Origin of the sequence: Acidiphilium sp. PA (assembly GCF_026191915.1) — a bacterium.
In the GTDB taxonomy this organism is placed as follows: domain Bacteria; phylum Pseudomonadota; class Alphaproteobacteria; order Acetobacterales; family Acetobacteraceae; genus Acidiphilium.
The window spans coordinates 12,458-26,590 of the sequence record NZ_JAIMBY010000011.1 but is presented as its reverse complement, the minus strand read 5'-3'; the positions used below and the strand labels follow the sequence as shown (position 1 = coordinate 26,590).

The 14,133-nt window shown below is 60.2% G+C and carries 17 protein-coding genes and 1 pseudogene; 14 read left to right on the top strand and 4 right to left on the bottom strand.

What is annotated here, in order from left to right; all coding sequences use genetic code 11:
- The first annotated feature begins 57 nt into the window (after positions 1–57).
- The 13 genes from AruPA_RS13450 (at position 58) to AruPA_RS13390 (ending at position 9,779) form a co-directional block, all read left to right on the top strand.
- Positions 58–561, top strand: coding sequence for a hypothetical protein (locus tag AruPA_RS13450; protein WP_265637230.1), 504 nt, complete (start codon positions 58–60; stop codon positions 559–561).
- On the top strand, positions 558–2,711 hold the full coding sequence (locus AruPA_RS13445; RefSeq protein ID WP_265637229.1) for a protein-disulfide reductase DsbD: 2,154 nt from the start codon (positions 558–560) through the stop codon (positions 2,709–2,711). The genes AruPA_RS13450 and AruPA_RS13445 overlap by 4 nt, the downstream gene beginning before the upstream one ends.
- Entirely contained in the window at positions 2,708–3,400 is a 693-nt protein-coding gene (locus tag AruPA_RS13440) for an SCO family protein (RefSeq protein WP_265637228.1), read from the top strand. The genes AruPA_RS13445 and AruPA_RS13440 overlap by 4 nt, the downstream gene beginning before the upstream one ends.
- On the top strand, positions 3,397–3,951 hold the full coding sequence (locus AruPA_RS13435; protein WP_265637227.1) for a thioredoxin family protein: 555 nt from the start codon (positions 3,397–3,399) through the stop codon (positions 3,949–3,951). Before AruPA_RS13440 ends, AruPA_RS13435 begins: the two co-directional genes overlap by 4 nt.
- Positions 3,952–3,973: 22 nt before the next feature.
- Positions 3,974–4,570: a TlpA disulfide reductase family protein gene (locus tag AruPA_RS13430; protein ID WP_265637226.1), complete on the top strand. Its 597-nt coding sequence runs from the start codon at positions 3,974–3,976 to the stop codon at positions 4,568–4,570.
- A gap of 18 nt (positions 4,571–4,588) precedes the next feature.
- Positions 4,589–4,945, top strand: a complete 357-nt coding sequence (locus AruPA_RS13425) for a hypothetical protein (RefSeq protein ID WP_265637225.1) — start codon at positions 4,589–4,591, stop codon at positions 4,943–4,945.
- A gap of 42 nt (positions 4,946–4,987) precedes the next feature.
- Positions 4,988–5,635: a peroxiredoxin gene (locus AruPA_RS13420; protein WP_265637224.1), complete on the top strand. Its 648-nt coding sequence runs from the start codon at positions 4,988–4,990 to the stop codon at positions 5,633–5,635.
- A 75-nt stretch (positions 5,636–5,710) separates the two neighbouring features.
- On the top strand, positions 5,711–6,079 hold the full coding sequence (locus AruPA_RS13415) for a copper resistance protein CopC (RefSeq protein ID WP_265637223.1): 369 nt from the start codon (positions 5,711–5,713) through the stop codon (positions 6,077–6,079).
- Positions 6,076–7,011 carry a copper resistance D family protein gene (locus AruPA_RS13410; protein ID WP_265637222.1) on the top strand — a complete coding sequence of 312 codons (936 nt, stop codon included), beginning with the start codon at positions 6,076–6,078 and terminating at the stop codon, positions 7,009–7,011. Before AruPA_RS13415 ends, AruPA_RS13410 begins: the two co-directional genes overlap by 4 nt.
- A gap of 314 nt (positions 7,012–7,325) precedes the next feature.
- The gene (locus AruPA_RS13405) at positions 7,326–7,955 is read left to right on the top strand and encodes an ISAs1 family transposase (protein ID WP_265637221.1); all 630 of its coding nucleotides are present in this window, start codon (positions 7,326–7,328) and stop codon (positions 7,953–7,955) included.
- The gene (locus AruPA_RS13400; protein ID WP_322784404.1) at positions 7,907–8,497 is read left to right on the top strand and encodes an ISAs1 family transposase; all 591 of its coding nucleotides are present in this window, start codon (positions 7,907–7,909) and stop codon (positions 8,495–8,497) included. Before AruPA_RS13405 ends, AruPA_RS13400 begins: the two co-directional genes overlap by 49 nt.
- Complete coding sequence (locus tag AruPA_RS13395; RefSeq protein ID WP_265637220.1) at positions 8,494–9,495, top strand: cytochrome c oxidase assembly protein; 1,002 nt, start codon at positions 8,494–8,496, stop codon at positions 9,493–9,495. Before AruPA_RS13400 ends, AruPA_RS13395 begins: the two co-directional genes overlap by 4 nt.
- A complete protein-coding gene (locus AruPA_RS13390; protein WP_265637219.1) occupies positions 9,495–9,779 on the top strand; it encodes a hypothetical protein in 285 nt (94 codons plus the stop codon). The genes AruPA_RS13395 and AruPA_RS13390 overlap by 1 nt, the downstream gene beginning before the upstream one ends.
- A gap of 43 nt (positions 9,780–9,822) precedes the next feature.
- On the opposite strand, the gene AruPA_RS13385 is transcribed toward AruPA_RS13390, so the two are convergent.
- The 4 genes from AruPA_RS13385 to lgt all read right to left on the bottom strand — a co-directional run bounded on the left by AruPA_RS13385 (position 9,823) and on the right by lgt (position 12,733).
- The gene (locus tag AruPA_RS13385; RefSeq protein WP_265637218.1) at positions 9,823–10,383 is read right to left on the bottom strand and encodes a TlpA disulfide reductase family protein; all 561 of its coding nucleotides are present in this window, start codon (positions 10,381–10,383) and stop codon (positions 9,823–9,825) included.
- Between the two features lie 87 nt (positions 10,384–10,470).
- The gene (locus tag AruPA_RS13380) at positions 10,471–11,004 is read right to left on the bottom strand and encodes a DsbE family thiol:disulfide interchange protein (protein WP_408858650.1); all 534 of its coding nucleotides are present in this window, start codon (positions 11,002–11,004) and stop codon (positions 10,471–10,473) included.
- Positions 11,005–11,125: 121 nt separating this feature from the next.
- Positions 11,126–11,593 carry a Cu(I)-responsive transcriptional regulator gene (cueR, locus tag AruPA_RS13375; RefSeq protein WP_265637216.1) on the bottom strand — a complete coding sequence of 156 codons (468 nt, stop codon included), beginning with the start codon at positions 11,591–11,593 and terminating at the stop codon, positions 11,126–11,128.
- Between the two features lie 312 nt (positions 11,594–11,905).
- Positions 11,906–12,733, bottom strand: a complete 828-nt coding sequence (gene lgt / locus AruPA_RS13370) for a prolipoprotein diacylglyceryl transferase (RefSeq protein ID WP_265637215.1) — start codon at positions 12,731–12,733, stop codon at positions 11,906–11,908.
- 400 nt (positions 12,734–13,133) lie between these two features.
- Between lgt and AruPA_RS13365 the strand changes: the two are divergent.
- A pseudogene (locus AruPA_RS13365) lies at positions 13,134–14,119 on the top strand (cysteine synthase A).
- Positions 14,120–14,133 lie beyond the last annotated feature (14 nt).

Below are 14,133 nucleotides of genomic sequence, written 5' to 3'. Positions count from 1 at the left end.
GCAGCGGCCGGTGGCGCGCTTCGGCGCGTTACCGGATCGCGGCACGCTGGAGCAAACATGCTGACGCAGCGCCCTCACTCGATCTCACGCTTACCTGAACGGCCGATCAACCCCGTAGGGTGCGCCGTGTTGCGCCGCTATCTGGCCATAATGGCGGTCGGCAACCTGGTTTGGGAAACCGCGCAGTTGCCGCTCTACACGATCTCAAGGACCGGAAGCGTGGGCTATCGTGTGTTTGCCGTGCTGCATTGCTGGATCGGCGATCTGGTGATCGGCATGATCACAATGCTTATCGGATCTGGAACTGCCGGATCGTCATGGCCGTTCGCCCATGTCAGACGCGCGATACTTGTGACACTCGCGAGCGGTGTCGCTTACACAATTTTTAGTGAGTGGCTCAACGTCGTGGTGCGTGGCACCTGGGGCTACAGGAGCGCGATGCCGGTCTTACCAGTGATCGGCACCGGTGTCTCACCTCTGCTGCAATGGGTGGTGGTTCCAGGCTTCGCTTTGCTGTTCGCGTATCGCCCGGTCCGTTCGGCGGTCGGAACATCACGATGAGCCTCTGGCGGCGTTCAAGTGTTGAGGCGGGCCGGACGCTGATCCTGACGTTCATGTTCGCGCTGGCTTCGATGACGGCGGTCTTGGCCGCGAGCACGCCATGGGTCGGCAACAAACATGCCGCAGCACGCCTGATCACCGCGACCGAGGCGACCGGCAACACCGCGCAGATCGACGCCGGCTTGCAGATCAGGCTCGAGCGCGGCTGGCACGCCTATTGGCGCAATCCGGGTGCGGCGGGTATTCCGCCATCCATCGGCTGGACCGGCTCGAAAAATGTCAAATCGGTTCACATGTATTGGCCGGCGCCGCACCGCTATATGCTGTACGGCCTGGTGACGCAGGGTTACGAGCGCGGCGTCATCTTGCCGCTATCGATTGTAGCCAAACACCCAGGCGCGCCGATGGTGCTGCACGCGCTGGTGCATTATTCGGCGTGCAAGACGATCTGCATCCCCTATACTGCCAAGCTATTGCTACCCCTGCCGGCCGGCTTGGCCGTACCTGGGCCGCAGGCATCGTTGATCACAAAAGCATGGACGCATGTGCCGGGCACGCTGGTCCAGGCCGGGCTGCGCCTGTCGCGGGTGGTGGTGTCCCGATCGGTCTCGCACAAGAACACGGCGATCCTTTCCCTCGTCATCGATGCCAACGGCGCGCGCCTGTTGCATCCCGACGTGTTCATCCAGAACCATTTTACCCATGCCACCGCGGGCGCGCCGAAAGTCTCGCTCGATACCGCGCACCGGCGCGGCGTGTTGAGCGTTACCCTCAGGCATGAAAAAATCGCCGACATTGCCGGCAGAACGCTCCGCTTCACACTGGAAAATGGATCGACGGCCTCCGTGTTTTCGGCAACCCCGGTGATCGGCCCGATCCCGCCGCACAGCGCCGATGTGAGCCTCACGCTGATCCTCGCGATTGCGCTGCTCGGTGGTGTGGTCCTGAACGTGATGCCCTGCACGCTTCCGGTCCTGTCGCTCAAGCTCATGAGCTTCGCCGGCGCGACGGGCGGCGGACGGCGCGATCTGCGGATTACCATTTTGGCAACCGCGATCGGCATCGTTAGCTCGTACCTGATCCTGGCCGGCGTGGTGATCGCCTTGAAGGCGGTGGGCGCCACCATCGGCTGGGGCATCCAGTTTCAGCAACCCTGGTTCCTGGGCGCAATGGCGGCGATCACTACGCTATTTGCCGCAAGTCTGTGGGATTGGTTACCAATTCCCCTCCCTGGGCTCGCGGCGAGCACCGCGACCATGGGACGCGACAGCAACGCCATCACCGCAGCATACCTCACCGGCGTTTTTGCAACGCTGCTCGCGACTTCCTGTTCGGCGCACTTCATCGGCGTTGCGGTCGGTTTCGCGCTCGCCCGCGATCCACTGGTCGTACTGGAGATCTTCGCGGCCCTAGGTGTCGGTATGGCGTTGCCTTACCTGCTGGTGGCGGTTTTTCCTGGTCTGGTGCGCCGGATGCCCAAGCCCGGACGCTGGATGGTCGTGCTCCGTGTCATTCTCGGTTTCGCGATGCTGGGCACCGCGATCTGGCTGGTCTGGATCATCGCCGCAGTGGTGTCGCCCACCGCTGCGCTCATCGCCAGTGCCACGCTCGTTACGATGCTTGCACTTCTGTTCTGGCGCCATCGTCTCGACAGCCACCACGACCGTTGGCGTCGTATCGGCGCCTTGGCAGTAATCGCCGCTGCCGTTCTCGCGGTGATCGAACCGTCGGTGCTCCCGGCGAGCCTGCCATCGACCGGGCAACGCGATGCCAATGCAGTGTGGCAGACTTTCGATCAGGCGCGCATCGTCAGGCTGGTCCGCCGGAACAAGGTCGTTTTCGTCGATGTCACCGCTGCCTGGTGCCTGATCTGCAAGGTGAACGCGCTCGCGGTGCTCGATCGTAACCCGGTCGCGCGACGATTGGGCGCGCCGGGCGTGATTGCGATGCGCGCCGACTGGACCCGGCCGAGCGCGCCGATCACCGCCTATCTGCGCAGTTTCGGGCGCGAGGGCGTGCCGCTCGACGTGGTGTATGGTCCCGGCGCGCCATCCGGCATCATGCTGCCGTCTTTGCTGACGCCGGGCGTTGTCATGCAGGCATTCCTGCGCGCGAGCAGGCCCGCGCAGGATACGGAGGCAGCGCGATGACCGTCCCGAGCGGCAACCGGATCGGGCGGCGAATCGCGCTCGGCGGCGCGGTCGGGCTTGGGGCGGCGATCGCCTTCGTTGCGGTGGACCCCGGCGCCATGGGCGTCACGTCGCACGGTGCCCTTGATGCCCTGGCGCGCCTGCTCGGCTGGAACCACCACGGCAAGTTGGCAACCACGACCGATTCGGCGATTCCGCCCGGTGCGCCGATCGGCGGTCCGTTCACCCTGACCAACCAGTTCGGCCAGACGATGACGCCGGCAAGTTTCCAGGGGCGTTGGATGCTGGTGTATTTCGGTTACTCACGCTGCCCGGACGACTGCCCTCTCACGCTCGAAAAGCTGGCGATCATGATGACCGCGCTCGGGAAGCTGGCCGAACATGTCGCCCCGCTATTTATCACCGTCGATCCCACCCACGATACGCCTGCCGTCCTCAGGGCTTATCTGCCCAAGTTCAGCAACAAAATCATCGGCCTGACTGGTCCGCTGCCGGAGATTGCCAAGGTGGCGAAGGAATACGACGCCTATTTCACCGCGACTGATCACGAAGCCTCCGGGAAAAGCCTCATCGGCCATTCGACCTACATTTACTTGATGGCGCCCAACGGAAAATTCCAGAATCTGTTCCCGGTCTCGATCACCGTGCCGCAACTCGTCCACGTCATGAGAAAGATGATCGCACAATGACTCTACCAGCAGCCTCGCGCCGGAACTTTCTCACGCTGGCGGCGGCGGGCGCGTCACTCGGCGTGCCGCGATCCGCGGCCGCCGCCATTCGGAACGCACCGCCGCTCTACATCACCGAACCAAAACCGCTGCCGGTATTCAAATTCTTCGACGCCTCGGATCACCCCCTCACGCTCACCAGCTTTCACGGCAAATACGTGCTGCTGAACATCTGGGCAACCTGGTGCATCCCCTGCCGCAAGGAAATGCCAACCTTGGATCGGTTGCAGACTAAGCTTAGTAGCACGCATTTCGAGGTGGTGCCGGTTTCGATCGATACCGCCGGTCTCCCGGCGGTCAAGAAATTCTACGCTGAGATCAAAATCGCCCATCTCGGCATCTTTCTCGATCCAAGCGGCAGCGCCATGCAGACACTCAGCCTTGAAGGTATTCCGACCAGTTTTCTGATCGACCCGAATGGCAAACAAATCGGTCGCGAAACCGGTGGCGCCGTATGGGACACGCCCTCGGTGGTCAGATTTCTAAAGCAGCAGACCTCCGGGCGTACCTGAGAACGACGATAGGACGCATTCAATGGTCGCCAGTCGAAAAGAGGGTGTTATCAAGGATCGACATCATGTGTCGCGCCGTGGCGTGCTCCGCCTGTCCGTGCTGGTCGCTGGTGGTTCGACCGTGGCAGTACGAGCAGCATCCACGGCGGTGGCCGCCGATCCACCACTCCGGATGTTCGCACCAAAACCGTTTCCAGAATTGAAATTTCTGGATGCAGCCGGTCGGCACCTCTCGCTCGCGTCGTTTCATGGCAAGTTCGTGCTGCTCAGCATCTGGGCGACCTGGTATGTCCCCTGCCAGAAAGAGATGGCCACGCTGGATCGCTTGCAAGTCAAAGTCGGCGGTCCGCATTTCCAGATCGTTCCGGTGTCGATCGATACTGGGGGCCTGGTTCCTGTCCGTGATTTCTACAACCGTTTCAAGATCAAGCATCTCGGCATCTATCTCGATCCCGACGGCAGTGCCTTGCAGACGCTTAATCTCCAGACGATCCCCGCGGCGTTCCTGATCGACCCTAATGGTAAGGCGATCGGACTTAAATCCGGCGTGGCCGTCTGGGATAGCCCACGCATGGTCGAATTCCTGACCCATGTGATGTCCACGAAATCACCCACCTGAACCAAGGATTTTTCAATCATGAATACATGTTGCGATACTACCGGCACCACCCGCCGATCCGGCTGGTGGCGCTTTGTCACCCCGCGCATCGGGATCATCGTCGGGCTCGTTGTCATCGCGGGCGGCGGTCTTGCGCTTGGCGGCTGGGGTTGGTTGGTCGCAGCAGGCCTGGCGCCGATCATCCTGTCGCTGGCGCCCTGTCTTATCATGTGCGGCCTGGGGATGTGCATGATGGGCATGAACAAATCGAAAACCACCGCCGCGCCGGCGCTCGACGCCGCCATCCAGAACGGCGACGGCACGATCCGCCGCGGGGACTCGATGCCGTCGTCAGTCGCTTCGATTGCCCAACCGCAACCCCAGAACGTTACCTGAAACCAGCGTCGTTGATTCGATCCCAAGCAAAGGAATCTACTCATGAGCATCCAACTCGGCCAGATCGCCCCCGACTTCGAGCAGATCAGCACCCAGGGGACTATCAAATTCCACGAATGGCTCGGCTCGTCCTGGGGGGTGCTGTTCAGCCACCCGAAGGATTACACCCCGGTTTGCACCACCGAACTCGCCGAAGTCGCGCGACTGAAGCCCGAATGGGACAAACGGCACGCCAAGCCGATCGGGCTTTCGGTCGATCCGGCCGACAGCCACCAGGGCTGGGAAGACGACATCCGGGAAACTCAGGGCCAGACCCTCAATTTCCCATTGCTGGCCGACGCCGATCGCAAAGTCTCCACCCTCTACGGCATGATCCATCCGCAAGCCGACCCTGCGCTGACCGTGCGCAGCGTGTTCGTCATCGATCCGAACAAGAAGGTTCGGCTCACGATCACCTATCCGCCCAGCACCGGGCGGAACTTCGACGAGATCATCCGGGTGATCGACAGCCTACAGCTCACCGACGCACACAAGGTGGCAACCCCGGTGAACTGGAACGATGGCGATGAGGTGATCATTGTTCCGAGCCTCTCGGACGACGATGCCAAGCAGCGCTTTCCGAAAGGTTGGAGAACCTTGCGGCCGTATCTTCGGATGGTGGCCCAGCCAAAGCTGCCACATCGGCAGTGATCGAGCATACGTTCCCCCGATCCATCGCAAGACGCGTCGCCCGGCTGTCCGGTTGCCGTGTGAGTTGAGGTTAAGATGAAAATAGTCCTGACGTCGGCGCTCGGTCTGGTCGCTTTGCTGGCGCTGCCGCTATCGGCGCTGGCCCATGCTTACCCCGCGAATGAGAACCCGCCCTCGGGTGCTGTGCTGAAACAGCTTCCCGCCGCGCTTTCGATCGCGTTCACCGAGACCATCAACCGGCATTTCAGCGGCATCGTGGTCAAGGGGCCGAATGGCAGACAAGTCAGCTTTGGCGCGGCAATGTTGGCGCCGGGCAACGCCAAAACTTTGATCGTGCATCTGCGAAAATCGCATCGCACCGGGCGCTATACCGTGCTCTGGCATGCACTCGCATCCGACGGTCACCGGACGCACGGCAGCTACGGCTTCGAACTCGCGCGGTGAGCATCTCGGCCGACCTGCTCGTCCGCGGCGTCGCCCGCGGCATTCATGTCGCGGCGTCGCTCGCCATTCTCGGCACCACGGCCGGTTATCGCCTGTTCGCCCAGGCCGGCTTGCGACATGACGACACACCGGCCTCAGGCAACGTCCGCAATGCGATCGTCAGGTTTTTGCGCGGCAGTTTCGCCGTGGCCGTCGTCGCTGGTTTGATTTGGCTCCTTTGCGAAGCCATCTACGCCACGGGAACACGCCAGATCGGCGCCGGTTTCATGGCCATTGCGCCGTTGCTGCGCGACACCACCTTCGGTCACCTTCTCATCATCCGGCTGATCGTGATGGCCGGTGCCGTCTGGGCGTTCGGCCACGGCCAGAATGACCGGTGGGTGCTGCTAGCCGCTTGTCTTGCGGCAATCGCGGTCGCGTTGCAGGCGGGGCTCGGGCACGGTGCTGCGATGGGTGGGACCGAAGGGCACCTGCTGCTCGTAACCCTGATTCTGCATCTGCTCGCCGCCGGCCTGTGGCTCGGTGGCCTGGTTTCGCTTCTCATCGTGATCAAGGCCGTCCCGCCGGACGCCGCCTTTCGGGCGGCAACTCGGTTTTCCCGCCTGGGCATTATCTGCGTCGTTACCATTGCGGTGACGGCGGCGATTCAGGCCTGGTATCTGATTGGCACCATCGCGGCATTCACCGGCACGGAATACGGATTGGTCGCGGCAGGAAAACTCGTTCTGTTTGCATCACTGATCGCCATTGCAGCCACGAACCGACACCAGACATCCCGCCTCGTGACGCCAGACGGCCAGCATGCCAAGGATTTTCTATACCGATCCATCGCGATCGAGACCGCCGTCGGCCTCGCGGTGGTCGTGCTTGCGGGTATTCTGATGGAACTCCCACCGGCGATGGACATGGCGAAAATAGGTATGGCGGGTTAGCTGTGACTTTGAATCGCCCACAATCGGAAGGTTTCATCTGGCTGGCCGTTACCCTGCTCGGCTGGACAGCATTGGACGTCCTCGATTCCCACTTGGCGAACGGACCAGCAGCGCTCGCAGCAACGCCATGGCTCGTCTGGCAGTTCACGCCGATCATTATCATTCCTATGATCTGTGTCGTGGTCTGGTACGTGCGCGGTCGGCGCCGGGGCAGGGCTGTTCAACGCTTCGGATCGGCTGAACTGAGTCTGATCTGCCACACCTGCGGGGCGACTTGAGGCGGCTGATGGGCATAGGGATTCCCAACCCGGCAGATGTCTGAATCTTGGACGGCAACTGGATTGGAGGTTGCCGTGGCTGCATTTTCACCGTTGCTGGACATACTGGCGGATGTTCCTGATCCGCGGCGGGCGGAGGGTAAGCTCTACAAGTTGCCATATGTGCTACTGTTTTCGATCCTCGCCATCGTCAGCGGCTGCAACTCGTATCGCGGTATCGTCACCTTCATCGACGTCCATCGGGACAGGTTGAACGCCGCCTTCTCGCTGAAATGGCGCCGGGCGCCGGCGCATACCGCCATCCGCTACATCCTTCAGGGGCTCGATCCGGCGACGGTGGAGACAGCCTTCCGCCGTCATGCCGCCTTGCTGCAGGCTGCGGGTGGGGCGCCTGAACAGGGCAGCATCGCACTCGACGGCAAGACATTACGCGGCAGCTTCGACAACTTCAATGATCGTGCCGCCGCGCAGGTACTCAGCGCCTTCGCCACCGACACTGCGCTCGTGCTCGCACATGTCGATATCGCCGAGAAGTCCAACGAGATACCGGCGGCGCAGACGTTGCTGGCTGAACTCGGCGTTGCCAGCGGCGCCATCGTCACGCTTGATGCGCTGCACTGTCAAAAAAACATTTTGAGGTCGCAGCAGCAGCCAGCATCGCCCTGATCGTCCAGGTCAAAGACAACCAGCCAACCCTACGCCAGCAGATCCAAGAAATTTCTGCGGCCGTGGTGCCGCTCACCTCTGACCACAGCCACGATCGCGGCCGCAACCGCGACGAAAGCCGCACCGTCACCGTCTTCGATCCCGCCGGCAAGCTGAGCGGCACCGACTGGCAGCCTTACGTCGCCACCATCATCCGCGTCGAGCGCAATGTCTTCATCCGCAGCGCCACAACCGGACTGCTGCGCCATTCCACCGAAATCGCCTTCTACGTCTCAAACGCGCCGGTCACCGCCACGCGCGCGGCAAAAGCCATCCGCGCGCACTGGAAGGTCGAGAACACCTCCCATTACACCCGCGACGTAACCATGGGAGAAGACCTCTCGCGCATCCGCACGAATCCCGGCATTTTCGCTCGCCTGCGCAGCTTTGCCTTCAACATCCTCAAGGCCAACAAGACCAGCACGCTCAGCCAGGATCGTTATCGCGCTGCTCTCGCAGGGATCGACAACTTGTTCTCTCTCATTACTATGCCAAAGCGTTGAACAGCCCTGGGCGCCGGGGGAGGCAGGCAGCCTGGACGCGGGACGCATTCTTCACAGCGGCAATATTGCTGTTGTTCCTCGTTCTACAGTCACCGATCGAAGGTTTTTCCGATCAGTTCCTTACGATCCATCAAGTCGAGCACATGACGCTCGATATGATCGCGCCACTGCTGTTGATGCTCGCAGCCCCCCAGGCGCCTCTGCTGCGCGGCATGCCGGCGTGGCTGCGCCATAAACTCGTCCCCGGCATCGTGGGTAACGGCGCGCTCCATCGTAGCTTCGCGGTGGTCAGCCAGCCGATTCCGGCGAGTTTTTTATTCATCGGAACCAGTGACTTCTGGATGATCCCGCGGGTCCACGATGCGTCGTTGCGCATCCCGTTGATCCACGATGTCTGGCATGTCACTCTCTTTGCCAGCGGCCTGATTTTCTTCTTTCGTCTTCTCGATCCGCGCCCAGCCCCACTCGGCGCCCCGCTGCTCGCTCGCATATTGATGTGTTTTTCAGCGGAGATGAACTTCATCCTGTTCGGCTTCTACCTCAGCGCCAAATCTATCGTCCTCTACAATGCCTACGGGCGTATGGCACCTTTCTGGCATATTTCCGCGCTGAGCGACGAGCGCTTCGGTGGTCTGACCATGTGGATCGACGGTTCGACAATGATCACACTCGGCGCCCTGATCGCGCTGCATCGTCTTGCGAGCCATGAAGAGCGGATTGCCAATCGCAGGATCGCTCTTGCCAGTGCCCCGCCATTGCGCGACAGCCAATACAGTTTCGGGAAACGACGAGAAAATCGCAACCTTGCGTTCGGACTGATCGGATTTGTCGGTTTCATGTTGATTGGCACTGTAATCGCTGCCGTCGTGTACGATCACATGACAAACCCCCAAGTCGACACCGCAGCTTTCATTCAGGTGAGAGCAAGGACGCCGAATGGTCCGTCCGCTCCAACCGTCAGTTTGGCGTCCAAACTACCCCCGTCCGATAAGCCTTGATGTGGGCCATCGAAAATGTTCCCCGACAAATGTTGAATTCGTTCCAAGTGGCCGGCCTTCTGACCCACCTATTGGTCCTTGTGCTTGGCGTCGGCGGATTGATCGGTATCATCCCGCTTGCGCGTGGCCGTCGCGCCGGATCAGGTTTGGTTCTTATGGCGATCTCGATGGATATCGTGATCTTGGCCCCCCGCTGGAACTTTGGCATCGCGGGCGTCAGCGCTTATGTCCTGGGCTTCCTGGCGGGGCTGTGGCTTCTCCTTGGGCCTGAATATGGCAAATGAGGCCAACGGCTTTGTACCGTCCATCGGCCCAACAATACCGTGACTAGATTTGGTGAGATGCCACATAGGAAATCAACGTCATTGCACGCGGCGAGTCCCAACGTGCCGCCCCCGGTACATACCCGACGATCAAACCATTTGGGTTGATGACATAAGTGATCGGCAAAGCATAGAGCGGGAAAATCCCACGTCCCGGATTGGCAGCATTGAAATAGCCGACCTGTTGGTCGGGGTCCACGATCACCTTGAGATGAGTCAGGTCGTGCTTCTTATAGAAGGCTTCCACATTTGCCTTGTTGCCGTCATCGACTGCAATCGGCAGGATCGTGGCCTTCGTCCCCTTCAGTTTCGCTTGCAGCCGATCCAGCAGAGGCATCTCATAGACGCAGGGGACACACCAGGTCGCCCAGAAATTGATCAGAACGACCTCGCCGCGCAGCCGCTGAAAATCGATGATGCTGCCGCCGTCGGTCACGATCGGCTTGATCGGAACGGGCCGCTGCGGGACAATCTGGGTGTACTGACCATCGTAGCTGTAGAACGCCGGAGGTCGCCCACGCCGAGCGGCCCGTGCGTTTGGGGTCATCCAGATCACGGCCGGCATCACGACGGAGCCGAATAATGATCGTCGCGAGACCGGCTTCAGGGCTGAGCCGTTTTGTTCATGGCATTTCCCATCATGGAGCGGCACTTACGACAAGAGGCGCAAGGCGGGTCTGAGCTGATTTTCGATGATTTCGGGGAACAAAGGCCCGGCGGTATGCCAGCGCACCATACCGCCGGGCGCGATCAGGAAACTTTCCGGCACCCCATAAACCCCCCAGTTGATCGCCACCCGCCCGCTCAGATCGGACGCAATCCGCCGATACGGATTGCCAAATTCCGCGAGATAGAGTGCGAGTGGTCGGGGCTTGTCCTGGTAAGCGATACCCCAGATATCAAGTCCTGATTTCGCAATGTCCGCGAGATAAGGCGCCTCCACCTTACAGGGGACGCACCAGGACGCAAAAAAGTTGATCAGGATCGGCCGTTTCTGTGCAACCAGGGCCGCCTGATCGAACCCATTGTGGCCATCCTCTCCCGGCAGAGTGAAATCGGGAACCTTTTGGCCTACCAGCGGATTGTTGAATGCCTGCGGGTTGTAAGCGCCGGTGCGCATCCGTTCCAAGAGCGCGTATGACCCGATCCCACCCACCGCCACGGTGGCGAGCGGAATACCGAGCATCATTCGGCGAGAGATGTGCGATGTTGCCATGAAAGTGCCTCAGACGTGCGCGAAACTGTCTATTGTAGTCCGTTGGAATAACAGGTTGACCATCGCAATCCTCCAGGAATGATTGAAACTATCACGTGGTAAGGCTGTGGCGCCGTGTGGTCTTGGAGCGGCGGCGGGCCGGTTCCCGCACATCGTGCTCGACGCGCGCGGCCTGATCCGCGAGGTCATCCATGATCGGACAATCTGGCCGATCATCACCCTGGCAATGATCGGCCAGGTGTTCGATCGGACCGAGCATCGCCTGAAGATCAGCGATCTTGCTTCGCAACTCTGCTGCGTGTTTTAGCGCGATACGCTTGACGTCGGCGCTCGCACGGTTCTGGTCCCGCCACAGAGCCAGCAACTGCATGATCGCGTCGATTGAAAAACCGAGATCGCGGCCACGGCGAATAAAGCGAAGTGCATGGATGTCGGCAACCCCGTAGAAGCGATAGCCACTGTCATTACGGACCGCCTTCGGAATGAGACCGATGCTTTCGTAGTAACGGATCATCTTGGCTGGAACACCGGAGGTTTTTGCGGCCTCACCAATCGTCATGGAAGTCATTCAGCTTCGTTCTCGATCAAACGGCATCGTGGTAGTGCCGGGGCCTCTATAATTCGTGGAACCCGACAACGGGTTTGGTACCTATCGACCGGCATATTACCAAGCTCCCATGGTGGGAATGTCAAGCCTAAAACTACCCTCTCAGGCCGCTGCGGAAACCCAGGTTCCTTTAGCAGAAGGCAGGGGCTGTAACATTCGCGGCAAGGCCGTATTCATGGATCCTGGCGGCTAATTGAAGGACTGCACGCCATCGCCATCATCGAGGACGCGGGCATTGAAGCCGAGCGAAACCCCGAAACCCAATCACGCCGCAAAGGCGGCGTGAGTTCGCGCGACGCGGCGCGCCCGCCAGATCATACCAGCACCGATCGCGATCATCGGAATCGATAGCAACTGGCCCATTGTCAAGCCAAACATCAGATAACCCAGGAACCAGTCCGGCTGGCGGAAAAACTCAGCCGTGGTCCGTGCAATCCCGTAGCCAAGCACGAACAATCCCGCGAGATACCCGGGCTGGCTGCGTATCCGCTCGCTGCGCGATACCGTGTAGAGCACGACAAACAGGACCAATCCTTCAAGCGTCGCCTCAATCAACTCCGATGGATAGCGCGGCACGTCCGAACCCGATTGTGGATAGATCATGCGAAACGGAAACCAGACGGGTGCCGGGCGGCCCCACAACTCTCCATTGATGAAATTGGCGATCCGGCCCAGAAATAGCCCGATCGGTACCGGCACGGCGACCCGATCGGCGAACTGCCACGGGTCTAGACCACGCCGGTGGCAGTAGATCAGGATCGCGACCGCAACGCCGATCAAGCCGCCGTGAAAACTCATCCCACCGTCCCACACGGCGTAGGTGCGATCGAGATGGTTAAGAAAATAGACCGGCTGATAGAACAGAATATAGCCGATCCGGCCGCCAAGAACGACGCCCAGCGTTGCCCATGACAGAAAGTCATCGACCTGCTCATGAGTCGCCACCACCGGGGGTTTCCGCACCAGCCGGCGCATCAACTGCCAGCCGATTACCAGCGCTGAGATATAGGCTAGGGCATAATAATGAATGGCGAACGGGCCAAATTTCACCAAAATGGGGTCGAAATGTGGCCAGAGATACACGTGACTCATCGATAACTCCGGGGAGTATCCCAGCCAACATCGGGTAGAGGCTTCGATCTACGAATCATGTCCAACGGGCGACCGAGACAGCTACAGGGTTGCGTTCTTCGTGAAGCAAGGGTTTCTCCATTTTTGTGTTACGCATTACTTCTCTTTATCTAACAATACCTTTACAGGTTCCCATCCTAGGAATGTCAAGCCTGAGGCTCTGCATAGGTAGGCTTTTAGAATTCTGGGTTCATCGGGTGAAAACAGGGGGGTCTTGACCCTTCCTGCATTGGAAGCCCAACAAGTATCAGTAAGCACATTTTCAAGCACGTCGTAAGCTGGCGTATTGGAACCTCCGCCCCAACATGCTGGCAATATGGCAAATCAAAATAATCTAACGAAACACCAGGAATGCAGTGATATGGAAAACGATACCACAATCGCCGACGGGCTGGTCGGCGCGATCGGCAACACGCGGCTGATCAGACTGAAGCGAGCCTCAGCAGCGACCCGCTGCGAGATCCTCGGCAAGGCGGAGTTCATGAATCCCGGCGGGTCGGTAAAGGACCGTACCGCCATCGCCATCATCGAGGACGCGGAGCGGACGGGTGCGTTGAAGCCGGGCAGTACCATCGTCGAGGGGACTGCCGGCAACACCGGAATTGGACTGACTCTCGTTGCTAACGCGCGTGGCTACCGCTCGGTGGTCGTGATGCGGAGACCCAAAGCCGCGAAAAAATCGACTTTCTGCGGATGATCGGTGCCGATCTCAGGCTGGTACCAGCAAAACCCTACCGCGATCCGGACAATTACGTTCGTGTCTCCCAGCGGATCGCCGATGATACTGGGGGTTTCTGGGCAAATCAGTTCGACAACACTGCGAACCGGGAGGGCCACCGTCTGACCACAGGTGCAGAAATCTGGGCGCAAACCGCCGGTTGTGTCGATGCGTTCACCTGCGCCTGCGGGACCGGTGGAACCTTGGCCGGCGTTGGTCTGGCATTGAAAGCGCAGCACTCCAAAGTGCAAATCGTGCTGGCCGACCCGGAGGGCAGTGGCCTATACGGGTGGGTTGGCAATCTGACGCCAAGTGGATCATCGATTACTGAGGGAATTGGCCAGTCGCGAGTCACCGCAAATCTGGCCGGTGCGCCGATCGACGATGCGTTACGAATACCTGACGCAGAGGCGCTGGAACAGGTGTTCGACCTGATGATCCATGAAGGAATTTCAGTCGGTGGGTCGGCGGGGATCAACGTCGCCGCAGCGATCCGCATCGCACTTGGTCTCGGTCCCGGACATACGGTGGTGACTATCCTGTGTGATAGCGGCGCACGCTATCACACCAAATTGTTCAACCCTGCATTTCTGCGCGGCAGAAATCTGCCCGTCCCAGCCTGGCTTTGATTCGCCATCCGCTG